Annotated in this window: 17 protein-coding genes and 1 tRNA gene; 6 read left to right on the top strand and 12 right to left on the bottom strand. The window is 55.9% G+C overall.

Annotated elements, in window-relative coordinates; all coding sequences use genetic code 11:
* Positions 1 to 25 precede the first annotated feature (25 nt).
* Both ACR0KN_RS16905 and ACR0KN_RS16900 read left to right on the top strand, forming a co-directional pair.
* A tRNA-Met gene (locus ACR0KN_RS16905) sits at positions 26 to 102 on the top strand.
* Positions 103 to 442: 340 nt separating this feature from the next.
* Positions 443 to 703, top strand: a complete 261-nt coding sequence (locus ACR0KN_RS16900) for a hypothetical protein (protein ID WP_139056590.1) — start codon at positions 443 to 445, stop codon at positions 701 to 703.
* A gap of 1,042 nt (positions 704 to 1,745) precedes the next feature.
* On the opposite strand, the gene ACR0KN_RS16895 is transcribed toward ACR0KN_RS16900, so the two are convergent.
* From ACR0KN_RS16895 to ACR0KN_RS16865, 7 genes are read right to left on the bottom strand one after another with little or no spacing between them, the layout of a single operon-like run.
* A complete protein-coding gene (locus ACR0KN_RS16895; RefSeq protein ID WP_480655188.1) occupies positions 1,746 to 2,222 on the bottom strand; it encodes a class I SAM-dependent methyltransferase in 477 nt (158 codons plus the stop codon).
* The gene (locus ACR0KN_RS16890; RefSeq protein WP_480655186.1) at positions 2,219 to 2,992 is read right to left on the bottom strand and encodes a polysaccharide deacetylase family protein; all 774 of its coding nucleotides are present in this window, start codon (positions 2,990 to 2,992) and stop codon (positions 2,219 to 2,221) included. The genes ACR0KN_RS16895 and ACR0KN_RS16890 overlap by 4 nt, the downstream gene beginning before the upstream one ends.
* Complete coding sequence (locus ACR0KN_RS16885) at positions 2,989 to 4,131, bottom strand: glycosyltransferase family protein (RefSeq protein ID WP_480655184.1); 1,143 nt, start codon at positions 4,129 to 4,131, stop codon at positions 2,989 to 2,991. Before ACR0KN_RS16885 ends, ACR0KN_RS16890 begins: the two co-directional genes overlap by 4 nt.
* Before the next feature lie 2 nt (positions 4,132 to 4,133).
* The gene (locus ACR0KN_RS16880; protein WP_480655182.1) at positions 4,134 to 4,712 is read right to left on the bottom strand and encodes a histidine phosphatase family protein; all 579 of its coding nucleotides are present in this window, start codon (positions 4,710 to 4,712) and stop codon (positions 4,134 to 4,136) included.
* Positions 4,709 to 5,785, bottom strand: a complete 1,077-nt coding sequence (locus ACR0KN_RS16875; RefSeq protein ID WP_480655180.1) for a glycosyltransferase family 4 protein — start codon at positions 5,783 to 5,785, stop codon at positions 4,709 to 4,711. Before ACR0KN_RS16875 ends, ACR0KN_RS16880 begins: the two co-directional genes overlap by 4 nt.
* Positions 5,785 to 7,032, bottom strand: a complete 1,248-nt coding sequence (locus tag ACR0KN_RS16870) for a glycosyltransferase family 4 protein (protein ID WP_480655178.1) — start codon at positions 7,030 to 7,032, stop codon at positions 5,785 to 5,787. Before ACR0KN_RS16870 ends, ACR0KN_RS16875 begins: the two co-directional genes overlap by 1 nt.
* Positions 7,029 to 8,243, bottom strand: a complete 1,215-nt coding sequence (locus ACR0KN_RS16865) for a glycosyltransferase family protein (protein WP_480655176.1) — start codon at positions 8,241 to 8,243, stop codon at positions 7,029 to 7,031. Before ACR0KN_RS16865 ends, ACR0KN_RS16870 begins: the two co-directional genes overlap by 4 nt.
* A 382-nt stretch (positions 8,244 to 8,625) precedes the next feature.
* Here ACR0KN_RS16865 and ACR0KN_RS16860 point away from each other — a divergent pair, with 382 nt between their 5' ends.
* A complete protein-coding gene (locus ACR0KN_RS16860) occupies positions 8,626 to 11,013 on the top strand; it encodes a mechanosensitive ion channel domain-containing protein (protein WP_480655174.1) in 2,388 nt (795 codons plus the stop codon).
* Positions 11,014 to 11,098: 85 nt separating this feature from the next.
* On the opposite strand, the gene ACR0KN_RS16855 is transcribed toward ACR0KN_RS16860, so the two are convergent.
* From ACR0KN_RS16855 to ACR0KN_RS16835, 5 genes are read right to left on the bottom strand one after another with little or no spacing between them, the layout of a single operon-like run.
* A complete protein-coding gene (locus ACR0KN_RS16855) occupies positions 11,099 to 12,454 on the bottom strand; it encodes a CoA transferase (protein WP_480655172.1) in 1,356 nt (451 codons plus the stop codon).
* Entirely contained in the window at positions 12,451 to 13,605 is a 1,155-nt protein-coding gene (locus tag ACR0KN_RS16850) for an ABC transporter permease (RefSeq protein ID WP_480655170.1), read from the bottom strand. The genes ACR0KN_RS16855 and ACR0KN_RS16850 overlap by 4 nt, the downstream gene beginning before the upstream one ends.
* Positions 13,602 to 14,630, bottom strand: a complete 1,029-nt coding sequence (locus ACR0KN_RS16845) for an ABC transporter permease (protein ID WP_010437945.1) — start codon at positions 14,628 to 14,630, stop codon at positions 13,602 to 13,604. Before ACR0KN_RS16845 ends, ACR0KN_RS16850 begins: the two co-directional genes overlap by 4 nt.
* 14 nt (positions 14,631 to 14,644) lie before the next feature.
* Positions 14,645 to 16,558: an ABC transporter substrate-binding protein gene (locus tag ACR0KN_RS16840; RefSeq protein ID WP_480655168.1), complete on the bottom strand. Its 1,914-nt coding sequence runs from the start codon at positions 16,556 to 16,558 to the stop codon at positions 14,645 to 14,647.
* A complete protein-coding gene (locus ACR0KN_RS16835) occupies positions 16,551 to 18,323 on the bottom strand; it encodes an ABC transporter ATP-binding protein (RefSeq protein WP_480655166.1) in 1,773 nt (590 codons plus the stop codon). Before ACR0KN_RS16835 ends, ACR0KN_RS16840 begins: the two co-directional genes overlap by 8 nt.
* Positions 18,324 to 18,552: 229 nt before the next feature.
* Between ACR0KN_RS16835 and ACR0KN_RS16830 the strand changes: the two genes are divergently transcribed.
* The 3 genes from ACR0KN_RS16830 (at position 18,553) to ACR0KN_RS16820 (ending at position 22,274) form a co-directional block, all read left to right on the top strand.
* Positions 18,553 to 19,050: a class I SAM-dependent methyltransferase gene (locus ACR0KN_RS16830; RefSeq protein ID WP_480655164.1), complete on the top strand. Its 498-nt coding sequence runs from the start codon at positions 18,553 to 18,555 to the stop codon at positions 19,048 to 19,050.
* A 91-nt stretch (positions 19,051 to 19,141) separates the two neighbouring features.
* Entirely contained in the window at positions 19,142 to 19,771 is a 630-nt protein-coding gene (locus tag ACR0KN_RS16825) for a glutathione S-transferase family protein (protein WP_480655162.1), read from the top strand.
* Positions 19,772 to 19,871: 100 nt separating this feature from the next.
* Positions 19,872 to 22,274, top strand: a complete 2,403-nt coding sequence (locus ACR0KN_RS16820; protein WP_480655160.1) for a GcvT family protein — start codon at positions 19,872 to 19,874, stop codon at positions 22,272 to 22,274.

Genomic DNA, 22,274 nt, shown 5'->3' with positions numbered 1-22,274 from the left:
GTCGCTTACATCGCCTCTCACTCGTGGCGGAGTAGCTCAGTTGGTTAGAGCAGCGGAATCATAATCCGCGTGTCGGGGGTTCAAGTCCCTCCTCCGCTACCATTAAAACCAATCACTTAAATGAATGCTGGCTCGTCCCGTACCCTCTGCGCTGATTGCTGGGGGGCATATGGGGGACAAAGTGCGCGATTTTGATGCTTTATTGTGGCTGGAAGCCCATGTGTGCGATTCCATGCCCAGCGCTCTATTTTCCATCATTATCAGATGGCTACCTGCCACCGAGCCCTTCTTGCTTCAGGGTTTCCCAGCTTTGAGGGCATTAGAGAATGTTAACGTAGCGTGAGCGATGCATTCAAATTTGGTTCAATCTCGTTCAAGTAATTTGGTATTGCTTGCCTCAATTTTGGCCAAGTGTTTATCCGACTATTTTTGGGGGAATATTATGTCAAAATCCAAACTTACTATCATCAGCTTATTAGCGGCGACCATGGCTTTCTCGGTGCCTGTTTACGCCGAGGACGTACCTGATGACCCTGACCCGCCCACCCAAACGAAGAAAGGGGATAACGGCTGGGGCAACGGTGCCGATACCACAAATGCAGGGAGTTTCTCAGGCGGCACAAGTTCGTCAAAGAGCACAAACGGAGGCTCGCGGGACGATAGAAACTATCCTTCGGCGCTTGATAGGTTCGAAGGACGGTAACACAGCCGGAATTGAGAATCATTGTGGGCGGCGCTGGCCGCCCATTTCACGTCTGACCGGACCAATTTTGCAGGAGCAGCCAGTGTTTACGCTGGCGACCCAAATCTCAGAGTACTCCAGCATTTCGGATGTGGCTCTGTGTAGCGCCATCAGAGCACAGGTCGCCCACATAGAGATGTAATAGTCTGAATTGGAGCGTTTAGGCGGGTTACCGATGAGGAGGCGGAAATCCGGCGTAGATGCCGTGAAGATTTCCCTTTGGCTTTAATCCCTCTACAAACTCTTATCTAACCACCGCATAGCATCGTTAGTGAACGCTTGCATTTTTTCTACATCTTCTCCTGAGAATACGTCCTTACTAATCGGTTGTGGCACCGCCATCAGACTAGATGTCCCGATGGTCTAAATTTGTCGGTCCCCCAAGCTAGGAAAAGCATATCTCTCAATCGCCAAAAGCCAAATTTCCCCATACCGTTTGCTATGCCACATTGGCAGCAGATATGCGTGCGTGCGCAGGGCGGCTTCGCGACACGTCAGCGTTTCCCGTTTTCTGACGGTATCCGGATCGCTGCCAGACCGAGCCACTTTTCTTTACTCACGCGCTAACTCTCTGGCCTCGGCCAGCCTGACCAACGAGGCGGACCCCAACCCTAGGTTTCTTCTTTTCCCGTATACGACGGTCCTAAGTATCCAAGACTTACCCCGGCTTTGCCAATGCGCAGATACAGACCGCCTCCATCGCCATGCATCCCCGGCTCTTTGAGGCTTTGAACTTTTCGTACTGTATGAGAAGGCATCGTTTTTCTGTCCCATCATTTGACCGATCAAAAAACATAAGACAGTGCGAGATGGGATGAAAAAGGATAGGACGAAAAGCTGGATATTTTTCTTAGTTTACAGAATGAAGTGAGAATTTCAGGAATCACATGAGAAGATAGTTTGGCAGTCTCCTCCGCTACCAGCATCCCCAAAGTACGGTACACTTGCTCATTTTGGTGACCAAATTGCTTGTTGATCGCTTGGAGCAGCATATGAAGTTGCATCAGGCGCGATAAAACAGATAGCGATCAGGTGCGATGGTTTCAGGGCCCTGTATCGGGGTGAAACCTACCAGGGGTTGTCCTGATATCAGCAAGCCGCCGGGGCACATCACCTGTTTGACCAGAGGGCTCAGGCAGGCTGCTTCGGCAACGTCGTCTGACTTGATCCCGCGACCAAAATCATAGTGCGCTAGTGCGATAGTATGGCCAGCTTCCGCCAATTTCAGTAACATCGGTTCCGCTTCGCCTTGCAGAAAATCTTCTGCAGGAGGCGTGCTGTCAGGATGGCATTGCAATACGCGATCCATTACCCAAATTCGGCGCAAAGGCAGGATCTCGCGTAAATGGTCATAGGTACGTCCATTGCCCAGCCCCAAGTCTAGAACATCTCCGTCCATGGCGTCGATCTGTGCAGCGGCCCAATTCAACCCGTCGCGTTGCGCGGTCAGGCGTCGCAGCATGGAATCCAGTCGACTCATTCGGGTTCTCCTAGAATTTCGTTGCATGGCGCAGTCCAAGGAATTCCTGGCCCATCAAGCAGCCTGTGCAACAGGTCTTTCGTAAACGTCCAGATGTCCTGATCATGGACCAGATGATGCGTCAACACCCCAAATGCTTCTGCATTGTCTGCGCGCCCCGTGCGTCGATCCTGTAGCAGCACGACCACCTGCGAAATCAGCGTATTCGGGTCAGCCAAGCCGCGTGTTCCGCGCCAGTCGATGGGATCGAGATGCGTATTTACCTGCTCGAGACCAAGAGCGGCGAGTGTTGTTTTCCGAGGTGTTGCGGTCGATACTATCCGAAAACCCAGCCCTCGGAGATGAACTGTAACTTCAGGATCAATCCGGTTCCAAGGCGGTACAAACATCGGACGTAACTGATCACCGAACAGGTTCTGTAGCCGATTCAGTCCGGCCCTTGCGTCAGAAACAATGGCGTCGATTGGCCGGTGCAAACGGAACTCGGCTTTCTTTTCACCTATGGGTGCGTGGTTCTGATGCGCCCAGCCATGCACAACCGGAATCAAGGCAGCCTGATCACGTACATATTCCGCCAATGACACCTCAGCTGGTTGCGGGATCACAGCCAGATGGACAGGTAATCCCAGCTCAACGGATATCAATGTGAGTTTTTCGAGCTGTGGCGTCACCGTGATCGCGTCGTCATCGCGCCACCACAAGGGTAGCGTCAAATCCGCTTCTTCCCAGCGCTGCAACTCAATCATCAAGGGTTGCCAATCAGGGCTCATCGGCGGGCCTCATACAAGTCTGTCGCAATTTCCACCGATCGACGGGCGCCATCGAACCCTTCAGCCATTGAGTGACGAGTAAGACCCGACATGACACGATCCAGTGCGTTCAGCAGTGAGGGTCCGGATAGTTCAGAACTGTTTAGTACCTCAACCCCATCCAATTGCGAAAGTGCCCGCGCACGCAATCCCTGCTCGACTTCTTTGCCGTCGTCGAATGGGATCAACACAGCAGGGGCACCGCATTGCAGCAGGTCCATGGCTGTATTGTAGCCGCACATACTAACCGAGGCCGCAACAAGCGGAAGCATTTGGCGAAAATCGGGGCGAACGCGTTCCAGAATAACCGTTGTCCCCTCGGCCAACTGCGAAAGCTCGGCGATGCGCGCTTTGGCATCCTGTCCTCCCACCAACAGGCGCCAGCGCCTGTTGGGCATCTTTCGGGCGGCCTCAATGGCCGCCTGAAAGATCGGTTGGCCAACTGATCCGCCACCGGCACTTACGATGATCTCGTCCCGACCTGTACCCTCCGGATGGCTTGGCGGTGCGCTTGGTGCGACGAAACCCGTGTAGTGCAGCCGTGCCGCCAGCTGCGGTGAAACAGGCCAACTGACGTCGAGCGGTGTGATCCGAGGGTCGGCATGGACCAGAACGCCGTCATAATACTCTGCAATAACTTCGTCCGTTCGGATCGCTTTTGCAGGCTTTGATGGCGGCGCAAGAATATCGCGGATCGAACTCAGTATGACAGGGGGGCGAGAGATCCCCCGCGCGGCTTTTATTGCCGCTTGGAATTCTGCTGCGAGCGAACGTCGTCCAAACGGATATAGCTCGGTGATCAGAACCTGCGGCCCGAAGCTGCGTACTGCCTGAACCAGTCCGGTCGCGCGTGCTTCTAAATAGGCGGCGTCTGCAACGGTACCATTCTGATCAAGCAATCGGATAAAATCGGTGCCATCCGACCTCAGTGGCGGCAGCCCCAGCAGAGACATACCGTCCGTATCCAGCTGCGGTGCGGGCATACCTCCGGAGACGACAAGAACCTCATGGTTCTGAACAGCGAATGCGCGCCCTAATGTCAGTGCCCGGCTCAGATGCCCGGTGCCCAACAGGTGGGTAACGACGATCATCACCTTCATTTTCAGGCCTCACGCGCAAGCAGGCGGACGGGTTCGGGCTGGGCCCGCATCGGATTCAACTCGATGACAAATAACCTGTTGCGTTTGATTTTGAACGGGGCGGGGCCTGCAAAGTTCCAGCCCCAGGCCTTGGCCAAAATCACCCGCATGATGCCGATATGGCAGACAGCAAGATTATCGCCCATTAGACCATCCAGCCATGGCGCGATTCTTGCCCAAAGTTCAGCCGGGCTTTCACCGTTAGGTGGTCGGTAATCCCAACCCCACGCTTCAATATGACGATAGCCGCTGTCGGGAATCGCGATCAGTTCCACGCCGCGTTGCCCTTCCCATTCTCCCCAGTTCATCTCGGTCAACGCTTTGGATATTTTGGGGGCTTTGCCAGATACAAGTTCAGCGGTTTCAGCCGCGCGACTTAGCGGGCTGGACCAGATCGATGCAGTGTCCCACGGCGATGGCAGACGATATCCTGCAAGCTCGGCACGGGCATCAATATCCAGGGGAATGTCGCTGCGACCCTGAATGCGACCTGCGCGGTTCCATTCGGTATGTCCGTGGCGCAATAGGGCGAGGCGGGTCATTCTTCTTTCTCCAACAAGGGGCGCACGGCAATCCAGAACCGATCCGTCGCCGACGGGATCAGATGGCGTTGCGCGATGTAGGCGCGGGCGCGATCACCCTCGGTTCGCCGAAGGTCGGGATCATCCAAGAGCAACTGTATACGAGCGGCCAGCCCTTTGGTGCCCGAACTTACATTGGGATGATCAGAGGGCATCAGTACATCACGCACGCCGGGGCGATCTTGTGCCACGACCGGAACACCGCTGGCCTGGGCCTCAAGATAGACCATGCCATAGGCCTCGTTGACGCCGGGCCAGACAAACATCGATGCCTGACGGTAGTGCTCTTGCAATGTGTCTCGATCAAGCTGACCCAGAAACCTGACGCGGGACCCGAACTGCGCCATCAGCGCTTCGACTTTGGGACGGGCAGGGCCATCGCCAGCGATGTCCAGCACCCAATCGCCTGTGAGATGCCCCAGCGTCTCGGCCAGAATCGTGTACGAGGCCAACTTATCCCCAGAACGCATCATACCCACCGTCAGCATCGGGCCATCGCGGGCAGATGGGGAAGGCAATTCAGCAACTGGCAGAAACGGAGGCAATTCTACCAATGTCTGTGTGTGGAATTTCTCGCGCTCCAGCGTGATCAGATCGTTGGCTGTGTGATAAAATATTATCTGCGCGGCATCACAGGCGTCGTGCGCCGACTGGGCAAACCCGGCCCATGGACCCGAGAGCCGACTGGTGGCACGAGTGCTTTCCAGCTGTACATATGGGATACCCCGCGCGCGACATACTACGGGGCCCAACAGGTCCGGCGCTTTGTAGTAGTTGTGATATGTCACCCAAAGGTCTGTGTCCGATGGCAGTTCCGTGATCAGCCGCGTAGCTTCGACCATCGCTTTGTCTCGCAACTGATTCTGAAGTGGGCACTCACCCTTCTTGTCGTAAATCCGCAGGTCTGATGCGAGTTCAACAATGTTGTTTTGGGCGCGGATTGCGGTGATCAGGTTGCGTGCCATTTCGCGGTCGCCCGAAGGCTTGGGGCTGTCGGGGGATTTCATCGGCGCATAAAAAGCCACCCGAGCCATCACCGACCATCCGTGCACAATGCGTTTAACCGCTCGGACAGGCGATGTATGCCCGGATCCATACGAAAGTCGGCGATCAAACGGTCATACGCTGCCTCTGCCATTTGCGCGGTTTTGGCCGGGTTCTGGGCAAGGTTGGAAATGGCGGAGGCCAAGGAGGCCGGGTCGTCGTGCGATAGAATTCCATGGACGCCAGTTTCGATGAACTCTGGGATCGCCGATATCGGCGTCGACAAAATCGGAAGGCGCTGAGACGCCGCCTCCATCAGCACGTTCGGCAAGCCATCTCGGTCACCATCTTCAGCAATCCGGCTGGGCAGCACAAACAGGTCAGAGCGGCGCATCTCGGCAATGACCTCAGGCTGGTCGCATGCACCCATCCAGGTGATCCGATCTGACAGCCCTGCGGCATCGGCCTGTGCACTCAGTTTTTTGGCCAGAGTTCCCCCGCCGATATGGGTCCAGTGCCAGTCTAAAGTTTGAGGGAGCAGAGCAAACGCGTCGATAAGGCGATCAAAGCCCTTTTTCTCGACCAACCGCCCGACTGAAAGCATATGAAAGGGTGCGTCGGCCGCCCACTGGCCACGCTTAGGAGGGGTCGGAAAACGGGACAGGTCCAGACCGTGGTAAATCAACTCAATGCGCGCAGGATCATCAGCCAATTCGCGCAGATGCGCTGCACCGATTGCGGTGCAGGTTGCCCCAAAAGTGGCTCCGTGACTTTTCAGGTGCAGTTTTTCCTTCTTTTCCCAGTCTGGCGAGGTCCAAATATCTTTGGCGTGCGCTGAAAAACTCCACGGCAGGCCGCGCATGATCGCGGCGTAACGGGCGACCGACGATGGCGTGTGCATGAAATGCGCGTACAGCGCTTGCGTTTCCTCAGGTAACTCGGCAGCTAGCACGCAGGCCTGTCCGAACCGGCGAATGCGGTTATGGGTTTGGTCTCGGCGCAGGTCTTGCCGCCAGACCCGATATGCCTCTGGGTATCCGGGCAAACCCGAAGCGACGGCGCGTGCAGCGGCAAGCCGTTCAGGTTCGTCATAAAGGTATTCTGGCAGATAGCGTACTTGCCCATTGAAACGATCATGCAGCGGGTGCCGCTTGGCGTCGGTCGGATGGCGCAAAGACCAGATATCGAAGTTGTGGCCAGCCTCCTGCAAGGCAACGAGTTCTTGGGCAATGAACGTCTCGGACAGGCGCGGCCAGCCTTTGACTAGCACCGCAAGCCTGGGGTGTGTTTTGATCATCCTATCGCGCGCTCTTGTTCTGCGGCTAGTAGTGCGGTGATGCGATGGGTGACGTAGTTCAGACCATCCAGCAAACCGGCGCTTATGGCTTGCGACGGCAAGGGCTGAAGGGGAAGATTACGGATCGCGTGGATCATCGCGTCCGCCGTCAGACCGTCACGATTTTCATCGAGCATTCGCACCAGTCCCAGATCTTCCGCGCGAGAGGCGCGTATCCATTGTTCCAGACGGGGTGTTGTGCGCGGGACGATGACCGCGCGCTTGTCGAAGGACAGTACTTCGCAGAATGTATTGTAGCCGCCCATGCAGACCACACCGGCTGCTCCGGCGAACAGCGTTTCGATCTGGGATTCAAAGCCTACAGCTGTGACCCGGCCATCAAGTGCGGCGACGCGGGTTTCAAAATCCTCGCGCAATTCACCTGACAGGAATGGCCCATAGACTAGCACGGCACGAGGAGAAAGGTCCGGGTCTTTCTCATAGGCGGACAGCACGAGGTTGACCATCGCTTTACCATCGCCGCCACCGCCGGGCGTAATCAGGATATAAGGTTGCTTGGGGGGCTCTCCGACAGGCCCCAGATCACGCCTTAGATATCCGGTCCAGTGCATGCGTTGTTGCGCTGCCGGACTGAGGGGTAGACCTTGGGTCGGGTCATAGATCGAGCGCAAGCCATATACCCAGATCTCATCGTAGAAACGCTCGGTTGCTGAGATCGCTTCTTTGCGTTCCCATTCGGCGGCCAGTACATCGGGTTCGTCCAGAACATCGCGCAGACCCAGAACCAGCTTGGTCGAACCCGAGCTCTCAAGATATTCCAGCGTCGGCAACAATTCACCGCGAAACCCGGTCGGTTCTTTGTCGACGATCAGAACATCTGGGTCAAATTGCGTGACAGCTGTTTGGATAAGGCTTGCACGCAGCTCGGTTACATCATCAATCCCCATGCCAATGGTTTGTGAGGCGTAAGAACCGTCCGCGCGTTTGGTGACGCCAGGCAGCCGAACATGGTCAACCCGCCGTGGAAAAGTAAAACGACCCGCTACCGGAGAGCCGGTCAAGATCAAAGCCGAAGCGCGTTGATCGGCCTGTGTAATCGCTGCCGCCAAAGCTCGAGACCGGCGCAAATGGCCCAGACCGAACGTGTCGTGACTGTATAGCAGGATACGAGGCGCGCGGCCGTGATGTTCGTTTTTGTTACCTCGGCTCATGCCTTCGCCTGTTTCGGTTCCGATGCAACTCCGCGCGTTTGCACCTGAGTATCCTATTTCATTCGCGCCTGCGCGCAAAAGGTGGGAATTTTTCCCTGCAAATGCGCCAAACATTGCGAATTGGCAACAGCATATTCGTTACCTTGTCGTCAATGTGACGCGGCCCCTTTGTTGGCGATTGCCCGCAATGAACAAGATTGCGTGCGATCCTAGGGCTCAGGCCGTCATATTCAATTTTTGTTTGCTTGAAAATACCTTATCCAGACGTTTGCGCCGAGGCCACTGGCCTCACGCAAAGATGCCTTTGCGTGCGCGGATGATTTGAACAGCAGACCAAGCTTCTGTAGTCTTGCCGGCAACTGTGATTTGGGTGCGAGACACTATGAAAACGAATATTCTGGCCGGGCTGTTTCTGGTGCTTTGGGCCGCAATGCTTGCATGCGTACCCAGAGCAGAGGCGCAAACCTCGCTGATCCCAGGATATCCAATTGGATCGTCCGAAGAAACCAGCACATCAAGTTCGGCAGAAGAGGGCGATCTGGCAGCTGCGATCCGCGCGGCTTCTGAAGCTGGTGCGAGTGTCATCGTAATCGACAGCGCGGGACAGGTGGTTTCGTCAGCCAATAATGGCGGGGCAACATCTGATCCAGAGGTCGCTGACCCGATGGCGGAAGGGTCTCAACTGATGAAGGCTCAGGAGCGGTTCTCGAAATTTCGGGAATCTGTGCGCTCGCGTTTAGAAGCGCTTCCGTATTCGGTTTTTGAGGTGCAGTACGTTCTGAGACAAACCAGCCCGGATGGCCGTATTCAGACCTATTTCGAGGTCTTGGCCTGGAACATTGTTTTTCTTCTGCTGGGACGCTGGTTATCGACCGAGATTTACGGAAAGCGTATCGCCAAGCGTTGGGTTGTTGCCCGCATCAAGGAAAACCCCGTTGGCTATCGCGAGAAAATGCCTTTCTTGGTTTACCGCTTCGTAATGGGCATCGGTGGGACGATCTTTGCGATGCTGATGGCGCTGATCGTGGGGTATCTGTTCTTTGGCGAAGCCGAGGATATATCCATTCAGTTCACTGTCACCGCGATTTTTACTGCGTTCTTCCTGTCGCGCACGGTTGCGGACTTGTGGCGGATGATCTTGTCACCGTTTCTCAGCCAGTACCGTTTGCCCCCGTTTTCCGATCGGGACGCCAAGCGGCTATACCGGTGGGCGTCGGCAATCGCGACGTTTGATATCTCGGTCGTGCTTTTCTCGACTTGGGTTGCGGATTTTGGGCTGAACTACAATGTTTATGCCTTGGTTTATGGCAGCCTGACTTTGGCCGGTGCGCTGGGCAATCTCTTGATGATATTGTTCAATGCCCGCGCGATTTCTCATGCGATCCGTGGCGGGCGTATGCCCGAACAAGTTTCGTGGATATTACGATTTATCTCGTTCGCCTGGGCGCCGGTATTGATGCTCTACATTGTGTTCAGCTGGTTCAAGCTAGCAGTTGATCTGGTTTTGGAGATCGAGGATTCCGTCCCGATCGTAGCCAGCAGCTATGCAATATTTATGTCAGTGGTCGTTGCATATGGTGCGATGAACTATCTGCTGGAACGCTACTTTGATCGCAATCGTCAGATCGCGGAACTGAATACCGAAGCAGATGAAGCCGAGGCAGGTGAGGCTGCAGCGCTTGTCACACCCGAGGCTGAAAAGCGCAAACACGCCATATTGACCTACGAAGATCTTGCCCGAAGGGTGGCCGGTATTCTGGCCTTTGTGGTGGGGCTATATGCGCTGGTCGTGATCTGGAATCCGCAAGCCAACTGGAGCGATGATCTGCCAATCGAGCGAGCGCTTGATGTGATGGTGATCTTGTTCATCGGCTATATTCTGTTTCATTTTTTCCGGGTCTGGATCGACAGCAAGATTGCAGAAGAGGTTGACGATGGTGCCGCCGATGCCGAGCTCGGCGACGAAGGGGGCGAAGGTGGACAGAGCCGGCTTGCGACTTTGCTTCCCCTGTTTCGCGGTGCCATCCTGGCTGTGGTCGTTGTCACTATCGCGCTGATTGTATTGATGGAACTCGGGATCAATGTCAGCCCGCTGTTTGCGGGTGCTGGTGTTGTAGGATTGGCCGTAGGATTTGGGTCGCAAACGCTGGTGCGCGATATCTTTTCGGGTGCGTTCTTTCTGATGGATGATGCATTCCGTAAAGGTGAATATATCGATATCGGCGATGTGAAGGGAACGGTTGAAAAGATCTCGGTTCGGTCCTTCCAGTTGCGACACCATCTGGGCGCGCTCAACACGATTCCCTTTGGTGAGATCAAGGTGCTGACCAATTACTCGCGCGATTGGGTGATCATGAAGCTTCCGTTGCGTGTGACGTATGACACGGATGTCGAAAAAGTACGGAAGCTGATCAAAAAATTGGGTCAGGAATTGTTGAGTGATCCGGTGATCGGAGAAAACTTTATCCAGCCTCTGAAATCTCAGGGCGTGATCGAGATGCAGGATTCGGCGATGATTATCCGGGTCAAGTTCATGACCAAACCAGGCGATCAGTGGCTGGTGCGCAAGAAAGTATATCAAGATATCCGTGAACTGTTTGCCCGCGAAGGTATCCGGTTCGCGCATCGCGAGGTCACCGTAAGGTTGGCAGACGGCAAAGAGGCCGAAGACTTAACGCCAAAGCAGCGCGAAGCGGTTACAGGCGCTGTTCAAGCTGCGATTGACGAGGATTATCTGGATGATATCGGGCCCGGCGGCGACGATCGCTAAGGCGGCTCCCGCCTCTTTGAGCGGCGTCTCGAATGAGACGCCATACAAAACGTTGGGCGGGGCCGCGCTCCGCGCGGCGGTTGGTCTACGTGGCGAGTGAAGGCCAGACTGGTTCTGATGATCCAAGCTTTGAGGCGGGCAGAGACCATCGCATCTTGGAAGTGCCTACAGTCAGTGCTGGGTTCAAACGGTGACCTGCTCCCCATCCGGAATGTTCTTGCACATCCGAATAATCTGAAAGTGACGCACCGGTGATATCTACTTCAGTATCGCTTTTGGCGAGAGTGGCGAGCAGTTCTGCGGTTCGTGCAAGTGAAAGCCGAGCATCCATGACCGCTTGACCGGATGCAGCCTCGGCCAGAGCCGAAAGAATAGCAGCAGCCATCAAGTATCCAGTCGCGTGATCGAGTGCCTGCACAGGTAGCGGGGTTGGCTCGTCGACCCCGGCCCATTCCATTCCTGCGTGCGCGATCCCGGCGCTCATCTGAACCAGACTGTCAAATCCCCGGCGTGAGGCCCAAGGACCTTGCCAGCCATAGGCGTCCAATGTGACCTCGACCCTGTTGGGGGCAAGCTGATCACGCGTGGATTTAGCCAAACCAAGCGCGTCTAGGGCACCGGGGCGATACCCATGAACAAATACGTCAGCTTGTTTGAGAAGTTCCTGAAGTTGTCCAATTCCCGCGGGCGATTTCAGATTCAGATAGGCGCAATGCTTGCCCAGTGAGATGTCAGGAATGACGCCGGGCTCATCCCAGCCAGGAGGGTCGATCCTAAGGACTTCGGCCCCAAAACCCGCAAGTGTTCTTGTAGAAACCGGCCCTGCCAGTATTCGTGTGAGGTCGAGCACGCGTAGCCCTGCAAGGGGGCGCTCGACGGTCGCCTGTGGCCGGTCGCGTAGCTTGATATTCCGTGGGCCTTGCCAGCCGATCAATGGTTCACGTGCGAGTACACGTCCCTGCGGATGGTCATGCCATTCTGCACGACTGCGCATCGCGGAAGCAACCCCACCCTCTGCGACAATTGCGGCTTCGAGTTCCGAAATGGTCCTGTCTCGGATCGAGCGTTCAACCGATGACCGATCAGGGTTGACCTCGAGTACCTTCAAAGCAGCAGTGCGATGATGCGGCAGATTGGTGTGCAGTCTGATCCAGCCATCTGAGGCCTGATAGTCTCCTGCGATCGCGTCCCAAAGGTTGGGCATGTCCCATCCGTCGGGTTTGAATGAGAAGCCATACCATAGAGAAGCCAACCGATGGTCCACGGAAACATCCGGCGGTTCTGGCGACAGATTGAGCGCAGTCACAAGGCGTGACATTTCCTGACCAACAGCAGCAAAACTGGCCGTTGCCAGTTCCGAGACTGCAAAAGCGCTGGGCCGCGCACCCTCCCCGTTGACCCGATATGTGTCAGTTGAAGGGAGGGCGGATAGCAGGCTCATTGCTGGTAGGGGTCCAGACTGTCGCGCAGTCCGTCGCCAAGAAAGTTGAAGGCCAACACGACTACGATGATTGGTAGCATCGGAATCGCCGTCCACGGGTAGATCTCGATCGAAGCAAGGTTCTGCGCGTCATTTAGCATGACCCCCCAGCTGACCGCCGGGGCGCGCAGGCCAAGACCAAGGAAGCTGAGCGCGGTTTCTCCAAGGATCATCGCTGGTATTGACAGTGTGGCTGAGGCAATCAGGTGCGACATGAAGTTCGGAAGCAGGTGCTTGCGGATCACGCGACCCGAGCTTGCGCCCATCATCTCGGCGGCGCGAACATATTCCTCTTCCCGTAACGAAAGGAATTTGGCGCGTACGGATCGGGCAAGGCCGGGCCAGTCGAGTATGCCGAGAATGATCGAGATGATGAAGAAGACAGCAACAGGACTCCAATTCGAAGGCACGGCTGCAGATAAAGCCAGCCAAAGTGGGAGTTCCGGCAGAGAACGCAGAATTTCGATCACACGGTTTATGACCCAGTCGATGCGCCCACCAAAATACCCGGCCATCGATCCGAACAGGATGCCGAGGAAGAAAGACACTGAGATGCCGATCAGGCCTACGGTCAGCGACAATTGGGCGCCGTAAAGAATTCGACTGAAGACGTCACGTCCCAAGCGGTCGGAGCCCCATAGGAACAGCGTGGCGCCTTCAGGTGCACAAAACAGGTGGGTGTCGGATTTTATCAGGCCTGCCAGTTTGTACTCGGAGCCCTCACAGAAGAACCGGATCGGGCGCGGGTCTTCTGTGTCGGGTACGAACTTCCATTGGAAGGTTTCAAGGTCCGCTTCTGCAACAATGGGATAGACATAAGGACCTATGAATTCGCCCTCGTGGAACCAGTTGATAGACTGGGGTGGGGCATAGAGGTGCTCACCGTTTCTGTCGTTCGGCCCATAGGGTGCGATGAATCCCGCGAAGGGTAGCATCAGATAGCACAACAGCAGGAATATACCTGAAATCAGACCCAGCTTGTGTGTTCTGAACTTGCGCCAGACCAAGACCCAATTTGGGGCATCGAGATCTGCGCGCTCAAGCTGCTGGAGCGAGGCTTGCGGATCAAACGGGGCTTCGTCGACATAGCGACCATCGGGGCGTTCACTCATGCTTCTCGCCCCTCATACCGAATGCGCGGGTCAAGCATGACCAGCAGGATGTCCGAGATCATGGTACCGATCAGCGTCAGCAAGGCCACGAACATCAGAATGAAAGCAGACAGGAACTGATCCTGTGTTTTAAGCGCGGTCAGCAATGTTGGCCCGATGGTTTGCAGACCCAGAACAACCGAGACCAGAACCGAACCTGAAACCATCGAAGGCAGTAGGTTGCCAATATCGGCAACAAAGGGGTTGAAGGCCACCCGCAGCGGGTATTTCGTCAACATCCGCGACGGGGCCATCCCCTTGGCGATAGCGGTTTCAACATAAGGCTTGCCCAACTCATCTAGCATGTTGGCACGCAGGCGCTGCATCATTGCCGAAGCGCCCGAGGTGCCGATGACGAAGGTCGGAACGATCAGGTGAACAAGAATGGATTTCAACTTGTCCCAGCTCATCGGTTGACCCTCAAAGGAAGGGTCCATCAGGCCGCCAATTGGCAGGTTAAAGTAGCGATGGCCGTAGTAGAAAAGTATCAGCGCCAGCAGGAAGTTTGGCGTCGCAAGGCCCAGATACCCAACAAAAGCAGAAGTATAATCGATCCATGTTCTTGATTTGGCCGCCGCAAGAACGCCCAGCGGCAGGGCCACAGCATAGACGAATAGAATGGCAGCCAGATTAACCACGACAGTCAACCAGAGCGTATCGCCCACGATCTCGCGCACGGGGCGGTCAAATTCGAATGACCAGCCATAATTGCCCTGCAAGAGGCCCTCGAACCCGTGCGGGCCGGGCCAGAAACCTATCCAGATCAGATATTGTTCCGGCAACGAACGATCCAGAGAATACTCTTTGCGCAGAAACTCGGCCTTGGCCACGCCCGCAGACTGGCCCGAGGCCTGCAACTCAGCGATCTGATTGCTGAGGTAGTCGCCTGGGGGAAGGTTGATGATCACGAAGATCAGTACCGACACCACCAACAGCGTCAGCAGCATCGTGAAAAAGCGATACACCGCATAGCGCAGCATGACCATTTAGCTGCTCCTGATCAGTCGGCGAAGAAAAACTCGTCGGGACGATGAATGCCGAAATGCGCACCGGGCTCCCAGGCCCACATGGCCTGTTCGGGCACGTTCTTCAGCCGGTTTGACACAACGATTGGTTGCGGTGCGCCGTTAAGAATACCAATGGCATACAGCTGATCCGCGTGAATTTTCAGCATCTCAGTCCAGACTGCCGCGCGCTCTTCATCGGTTGTGGCGATTTCCCAGTCATGCGCGAGTTTCATGAGAAGTTCGGCTTCGGGCATGTCTGGTGGCTCGCCTGATCCTCCAGCTGTCTGGTAATACTGCCCCCACTTGGGCCAGGCCAGAAAGACCTGATCGGTAGGCGCCAGATAGGCAGGCGAGGTGTGCAATTGCGGGATGCCGTCATCCCAGCCAAACCAGACTGAGGCCATCGTGTTGCCCGAGAAGACCCGATTACGCAGAATGTCCCGATCCAGGGGGCGCATCACAAGTTCGACACCGATCTCGCGCCAGGTATCTGTAACGATTTGGAGGGCATTTTCTACTTCCTGCCTCTCGCCTGCAGTTTCGATAACCAACTCCATAGGACGTCCGTCAGGCAGTAGGCGAATGCCGTCTTTATCCCGCTCGGTCAATCCAGCCTCATCCAACAGCGCATTCGCCATATCGACGTCGTAGTCTGCCCAAGCCTTTGCATTTGCTTCGTCATAGAATGGCGACGCAGGCAAAACTGACATCGCGCCGGGATGGGCCAGCTTAAAATAGAGCGCTTGATTGATTGTTTTGCGGTCTATCGCGAGGGAAAGGGCCCGGCGGACGCGCACATCACGTAGTACGTTGCGCCAGGCTTCGTCTTCGAAGTTCAGGTTTGGATAGATGGCGATTTGGGATGCGACTCCGGTCTTCCACAAGAGCGTTTTGTAGTCTCCTTGCGCTTCGCCTTTTTTCAGGATCGACGCGTCGCGGAATGCCAGCCCGCGCCCTTGGAGGTCACTTTCACCCGCGTTAGTCTTGGCCGCGACAAGACCTGGGGCAACAATCTCCATCTCGACCACATCGATATAAGGGAGCTGCACCCCCTTTGAATCAACCCTGTGATAGTAGGGGTTGCGGATGAAGCTGTGCCGGATTTTCTTGCCCGAGCTTGCATTGAGCCAGGGCTGCAATGTGGGCAATTCGTGATTGTCATATTTGTACAGGTTATCCAACTTGTTATGCAGCGCCGCCCAGCTTTTGACCCGCGCGTCTTCGACCTGAAAAGCCAGTTCTTCAGGATCGGCAAACTTCTCGTGGTATTTTTTGAGAAATTCTGATGGGCGGTAGATAAACGGCGGGCGTGCCTGTGCAAGAGATTGCAGAAAGTCAGGGTTCGGATTTGCCCACTCAAACACGACGGTCGTTTCATCAGGGAAAGTTACCGTAGGCGCCTTACCTTCAACCAGCAAAAAATCAGGTGGGCCTGAAGGGCTGAGCAACTCGTTATTGGCGACGTCTTCCCACCAATATCGGAAATCCTCAGACGTAAACGGAGTGCCGTCCGACCATTTGTGGTCAGGGCGTAAATTCAAGGTAAACTTGCGATTGTCTTCGTTTTCGAAAGAGGCCAACAGATCGGGCACGATGTTGTATTCATGGTCAAAGCCGACAAGCCGCGCATAGCCATAGACCACCATCTGGCGGATGTCCTTGGACCGGGTAACCATGGTTCGCAATGTTCCGCCGGGGGCTCCGAAATCGCGCCCCTTCGCGGCCAGATCAACGATTAGCGGGTCTTGCGGAATGCGGTCGGCGACAGGTGGCAGCTTTCCACCTTCAACTTCGGCTTCCCAGTAGGGGATTTCCTGAAGATTGGCCGGGATTTCTGCCGTGGCGGGCAGACCTGCTGCAACGACCAGCGCGGTCGCCAGAAACAAACGATGAGTGGTCTTAAACATGGCAACGTACCTTATGGCCGGGCTCCAACTCTACCAGCGAGGGTATCACGGTGTCGGAAAATCGAAAGGCGTCATCCCAACTGTCGGGCGAACCCGCGCCCAAAGCAACCAGTTTCAGGTCTATCGGTCGATTGATATCCGGTTCAGGCTGGGCGGCAATCAATGCCTTTGTGTAAGGATGACGTGGGTTATAGAAGAGAGTTTCAGGCGGGGCTTGTTCAACCACCAGCCCCCGACGCATCACGGCAACTTCATCAGCGATGCGCGCGACAACGGCGAGATCATGCGAGATGAACAGGTAAGACAGGTTCAGACTGTCTTGCAGGTTTTCGAGCAGGGTTAAAATTTGTTCCTGCACAGAAACATCTAAGGCCGAAGTAGGCTCGTCACAAACGATCAAAGCCGGGTCCAACATCATCGCGCGGGCGATAGACAGACGTTGCCGCTGCCCGCCTGAGAACGCGTGCGGATAACGTTTGAGCATGTCTGCGTTCAGTCCGACCCTCTGTAACATTTCGGCTGCTTTATCGCGCTGTTCTGCTACTGTTCCGAGGCGGTGAATTTCCAACGGTTCGGTCATCGCATCCTGAATGCGCATTCGGGGACTAAGTGAGCTATACGGATCCTGAAACACCATCTGCGCCTTGCGCTGGAAGGCAGTACGCTCGGCGCGCGTCATGTTGTGAACCGTGAGCGGCTCGGCTTCCTTGTTTGTCCGGAACAGCACTTCTCCGCCTGGGTCCGGCAGTTCGGCGCCCAGAGCGATACGCGCTGCGGTGGTTTTGCCCGATCCGCTTTCGCCAACGATCGCAAGTGTTTTGCCGCGCGCCAGCTTCATATCGACGCCGCGGCAGGCGTGGATCAGCTTGTCCGCTCTCCAGCCTTTGCTGGACCGCATCGTGTAGGTCTTCGAAACCCCGGTCATCTGCAATATCAGGTCTTCATCGGGCATCGGTATGCCCACCGCATCCTGGTCAGGTATTTCTGGTGCTGCATCGAACAGTTGCTGGGTGTAGGGATGCGCCGGGTCGTTCAGGATCAGGGCGGCTGGACCGGCCTCCATCACACGACCTTTGTGCATGACAACAACCTGCTCGGCCATGTTGGCGACGACACCCAAATCATGCGTGACCAGAATTAGCGCCATACCGGTTTCACGCTGCAGTTCTTTGATGAGCCCAAGAACCTGCGCCTGAGTTGTTACATCCAGCGCAGTGGTTGGTTCGTCCGCGATGAGCAATTCAGGTTTGGAAACCATCGCCATCGCGATCATGGCCCGCTGTCGCATGCCACCGGACAATTCAAACGGATAGCTGTCATAGGCGCGGGCCGGGTCGGGAAAGCCCACCCGTTCAAATTGCGTCAGTACTTCTTTGCGTGCCTCAGATTCAGATGCGCCGCGGTGCAGCCAAAGAACTTCGCTGACCTGGTTTCCAATTTTGTGAAGCGGAGAGAGCGAGCGCATCGGCTCCTGAAAGATCATCGACACCCGATTGCCTCGAATGTCACGCATTTGACGTTCACTGAGTTGAGTTAACTCCGCCGTGCCTCTGGAATCGTTCAGGGTAATCGTACCGCTACGGATTTGAGCAGTACGGGGCAGGATCCGCAGAGCAGCGCGACACGAAATCGTCTTGCCCGATCCAGATTCACCAACCAATGCAAGTGTCTGTCCAGGCTCGACATCAAAGCTGACATCTTGAACCACGGAAGGACCCTTGCCGAAGCCGATGCTGAGATTCCGAACGGACAACAACGCACTCATGCGGGTTTTCCACCCGTCTGGCCGCTAGGTAACATCGGCTTTGTGAACTCCCTGTCTTTTTTTCGTAGTTTCGCGCGGTTCGGGCGGGGTAGTCAAACACCTTCTGCACCTGAAACGTCGCGGAATCGTGAATTCTTGGCGGTGCGCCTACACATTCCCTTGAGAATTTGTCACTACCTGATCGAAAGGCACACGTAATGTGCGGTGTCTGCTAATAGGGGTAATCGTTGTGCCGGAAGCTCAAAGTCGTCTAGATTTGTTTATTGATCGCATGGTCTCGCAGCGTGCTTGTTTGGATTATGCAATCGCGCAGACCACTGGGCATGAAGGCCCGGTATTTGAGCTTGGGCTGGGAAATGGGCGCACTTATCATCACATGGTTCAGCATATAAAGGACCGCCCAGTTTATGTTTTTGAACGTGCGGTCGCCTCGCACCCCGATTCAACACCGCCCGATGATCGCGTAATTTTGGGTGACGTGCGTGAAACGCTGCCCGCATCGGTCGCGCAGTTTGGCGCGTCGGCCAGTCTGATCCACGCCGATCTAGGGGGACATAACCGGCAAAAGAACGATACATTTTCCCGTCTCATCTCACCTTTGATTGAGCCGCTGTTGGCGCGTGGTGGGTTGATGGTCTCGAGCGATCGCATGTATTTCGAGGATTTGACCGAGCTGCCGCTGCCGAGTGGTGCGGTTGAGGGTCGCTGCTTCATCTATCAACGGTGATCTGCCGTAGGGTCACTTTGTGATCGGACTCGCGCTGTTGCACTGGGGCGGTCTAACGTTTGGGGTGTGAAGCCTCAGAGGGGATCGTCAAATGCTGTTCTATGATTGCTCGACCGCGCCCAGCCCACGCCGAGCCCGGATGTTCATTGCAGAAAAAGGGTTGGAGATTGAGACGCGCGAAATCTCGATCGCAAATGGCGAGCAACTGAGTGATGCTTTTCGGGCGGTGAACCCCGGCGCGACGATCCCGGTGCTGATCACGGATGAAGGTACCGTGCTCACCGAAAATCTCGGTATTGCGGCCTATCTCGAAGCGCGTTTTCCTGAGCCTGCGTTGATGGGCCGAACAGCGGATGAAAAGGGCAAAGTTTTGATGTGGAACGCCATTGCCGAGCAGCAATGCGGTGCGCCGATTGCCGAGACGTTGCGCAATACCCATCCCTCTTTCAAAGACCGTGCCATCACAGGAACCGCGAACCATGCGCAGATTCCCGAACTGGCGCAGCGCGGAACTGCACGGGTGGTCGCGTTTTTTGATTTATTAGAAGCTCGTCTGTGCGAAAACGAATTCGTATCAGGCGGCTCATTCACGCTCGCTGACATCACCACATTTGTATTTGTCGATTTTGCACGTGTCATCAAGATGCGCATTCCTGACGACAACACAGCCACACAAGCTTGGTTTGATTCCATTCGCGCGCGACCAAGTGCCCGGATTTAACGCGCGTTTTTTGTAGAACGCACAGAACTGTACAGAAATGTCTAGACAGAAGTGAACAGTGCGTCTAGCGTCCCTTGCGAGTCACCCGGGGGAGGTTGGGATGAAATCGCAGTATCGCGTAGTGGTAATTGGCGGCGGCGTTGTGGGGGCCTCGGTTCTGTATCACCTTGCCAAGTTCGGCTGGTCGGATGTGGTGATGTTGGAGCGTCGGCGCCTGGCCTCGGGCTCGTCTTGGCATGCGGCTGGGGGCATCCATGCGTTGAACGCCGATCCCAACATGGCGTCGCTTCAGGCCTATACCATCGATTTGCTCAGCGAGATCGAAAAGGAATCGGGTCAGAACATCGGCCTGCATATGACCGGCGGCCTGACGCTGGCGGGAACGCCTGAGCGGTGGGAATGGTTGCAGGCCAACTACCGCATCTTTCAATCTATCGGCATTGATGATTGCGAATTGTTATCCCCGGAAGAGGCACAAAAACGCTGCCCGATCATGTCAACCGACGGCGTGCTAGGCGCAATGTGGGCGGACCGCGAAGGCTATATCGATACCACTGGAACAGTTCAGGCATATGCCACAGCAGCCAAAAAGCGCGGAGCCGAGTATTACGAGGAAACCAAGGTCGAACGCCTGACGCAGACCGCGGATGGCTGGGAAGTTGTGACCGACAAGGGCACCATCACGTGTGAGCATGTGGTCAATGCCGCAGGTCTCTGGGCCAAGCAGGTGGGCCGTATGGCAGGGGTGGAACTGCCGGTGTCGCCGCTCAAACATCACTATCTTATTACTGATACCGTGCCCGAGGTGGCTGAGGCAGATTTCGAGATGCCGATGACCGTGGACCTCGAAGGTTTCACCTATATGCGGCAGGACCAGAAGGGTGTTCTGGTTGGTATCTACGAAGTCGATCATGAACACTGGGCCATGGACGGTGCGCCTTGGAATTACGGCGAAGAGCTGTTTCAGGAACAGCTTGACCGGATTGAGAATGAGCTGACTTTGGGCTTTGAACGGTACCCGTCGATCCAGAATGTTGGCATCAAAACATGGGTGAATGGCGCGTTTACCTTCTCGCCTGATGGCAACCCTCTGGTCGGTCCGGTCCCGGGCAAGCGCGGTTATTGGTCAGCCTGTGCGGTGATGGCCGGGTTCCTACAGGGTGGTGGCGTCGGCAAGACGCTAGCCGAGTGGATGATCCATGGCGAGCCAGAGGCCGACGCGTGGCCAATGGATGTGGCACGCTATGGCGATTTTGCACAGAACAAACGGTATATCCGCGAGACCACCGGGCAATTCTACTCGCGCCGTTTCGTGATGACCTATCCAAACGAGCAATTGCCAGCAGGCCGTCCTTTGAAGATGGCTCCTGCACATGACGCGATGACCGAGGCCGGGTGCAAATGGGGTGTGAGCTGGGATCTGGAAGTGCCGCTCTATTTCGCGCCGGAAGGGTTTGAGGAAACCCCGACGCTGAAACGCTCGAACGCGCATGACATCGTAGCCGAAGAGTGTAGAACAATCCGTGAAGGCGTGGGTCTGCTGGATATCTCGGGCTTCTCGCGCTTTGAGGTTTCCGGACCAAATGCCGAGGCTTGGCTGGACAAGGTGATGGCCTCGAAACTGCCCGCACCGGGCCGGGCTAAGTTGGCCCCGATGCTGGGAGAAAACGGGCGGCTTAAGGGCGACCTGACCGTGCTCAATTGGGGCGATGGCACCTGGTGGATCATGGGCAGCTATTATCTGCGCGCATGGCATATGCGTTGGTTTGATGATCACATGATGGATGGCGTCACGGTCCGCGATCTGGGTGAAGAATACTGTGGATTTGCCGTGGTTGGGCCGAGGTCAGAGACCGTGGTCGAGAGATTGGCAGAACAGGACATCTCGGGCCTGAAATTCATGGGCTGTGGCGACTTCGATATTGGACTGGTCCGCGCCCGCGTTGCCCGGATGTCAGTGACGGGCGAGAAGGGGTACGAGATCAACTGCCGCTATGGCGACCATATCAAGCTACGCCGTATGCTGTTGGAGGCCGGGGCCGATGAGGAAATCCGCGAATGCGGTTTCAACGCGATGCTGTCGACGCGGATTGAGAAGAGCTTTGGTATCTGGTCTGCAGAATTCACCCAACTCTATACGCCCGGCATGACCGGGATGGATCGCTGGATCGACTGGGACAAGGATTTTGTCGGCAAAGATGCGGCGCTGGCCGAGCGCGATGGCAACGGACCAGCGCAGGTACAGGTGACGCTTGAGGTCGACGCGTTGGACGCGGATGCCAGCGGGTATGAACCCATTTGGGCAGGCGGCGAACGTGTGGGTTTTGTGACGTCGGGAGGCTTTGGGCACTACACCGGCAAGTCCCTGGCCATGGCTCTGGTAGATCGCGACAAGGCTAATCCAGGGACTGAGCTGTCGGTGCATGTGGTTGGCGTTGAACGCCCAGCCCGCGTGGTTGAGCCGTCGCCGTACGACCCGCAGGGCAAAGCGATGCGGGGTTGA

It is taken from the genome of Ruegeria sp. AP7 (genome assembly GCF_056539905.1).
This window is presented reverse-complemented; position numbering and strand designations above follow the sequence as displayed.

What these genes read in the sequence shown, in the direction of transcription:
- ACR0KN_RS16870 (WP_480655178.1), bottom strand. Translation starts at nt 7,032, where the DNA reads ATGATCAAAACACACCCCAGGCTTGCGGTGCTAGTCAAAGGCTGGCCG.
- ACR0KN_RS16865 (WP_480655176.1), bottom strand. Translation starts at nt 8,243, where the DNA reads ATGAGCCGAGGTAACAAAAACGAACATCACGGCCGCGCGCCTCGTATC.
- ACR0KN_RS16880 (WP_480655182.1), bottom strand. Translation starts at nt 4,712, where the DNA reads ATGACCCGCCTCGCCCTATTGCGCCACGGACATACCGAATGGAACCGC.
- ACR0KN_RS16820 (WP_480655160.1), top strand. Translation starts at nt 19,872, where the DNA reads ATGAAATCGCAGTATCGCGTAGTGGTAATTGGCGGCGGCGTTGTGGGG.
- ACR0KN_RS16825 (WP_480655162.1), top strand. Translation starts at nt 19,142, where the DNA reads ATGCTGTTCTATGATTGCTCGACCGCGCCCAGCCCACGCCGAGCCCGG.
- ACR0KN_RS16835 (WP_480655166.1), bottom strand. Translation starts at nt 18,323, where the DNA reads ATGAGTGCGTTGTTGTCCGTTCGGAATCTCAGCATCGGCTTCGGCAAG.
- ACR0KN_RS16860 (WP_480655174.1), top strand. Translation starts at nt 8,626, where the DNA reads ATGAAAACGAATATTCTGGCCGGGCTGTTTCTGGTGCTTTGGGCCGCA.
- ACR0KN_RS16850 (WP_480655170.1), bottom strand. Translation starts at nt 13,605, where the DNA reads ATGAGTGAACGCCCCGATGGTCGCTATGTCGACGAAGCCCCGTTTGAT.
- ACR0KN_RS16900 (WP_139056590.1), top strand. Translation starts at nt 443, where the DNA reads ATGTCAAAATCCAAACTTACTATCATCAGCTTATTAGCGGCGACCATG.
- ACR0KN_RS16895 (WP_480655188.1), bottom strand. Translation starts at nt 2,222, where the DNA reads ATGAGTCGACTGGATTCCATGCTGCGACGCCTGACCGCGCAACGCGAC.
- ACR0KN_RS16855 (WP_480655172.1), bottom strand. Translation starts at nt 12,454, where the DNA reads ATGAGCCTGCTATCCGCCCTCCCTTCAACTGACACATATCGGGTCAAC.
- ACR0KN_RS16885 (WP_480655184.1), bottom strand. Translation starts at nt 4,131, where the DNA reads ATGAAGGTGATGATCGTCGTTACCCACCTGTTGGGCACCGGGCATCTG.
- ACR0KN_RS16890 (WP_480655186.1), bottom strand. Translation starts at nt 2,992, where the DNA reads ATGAGCCCTGATTGGCAACCCTTGATGATTGAGTTGCAGCGCTGGGAA.
- ACR0KN_RS16875 (WP_480655180.1), bottom strand. Translation starts at nt 5,785, where the DNA reads ATGGCTCGGGTGGCTTTTTATGCGCCGATGAAATCCCCCGACAGCCCC.
- ACR0KN_RS16845 (WP_010437945.1), bottom strand. Translation starts at nt 14,630, where the DNA reads ATGGTCATGCTGCGCTATGCGGTGTATCGCTTTTTCACGATGCTGCTG.
- ACR0KN_RS16840 (WP_480655168.1), bottom strand. Translation starts at nt 16,558, where the DNA reads ATGTTTAAGACCACTCATCGTTTGTTTCTGGCGACCGCGCTGGTCGTT.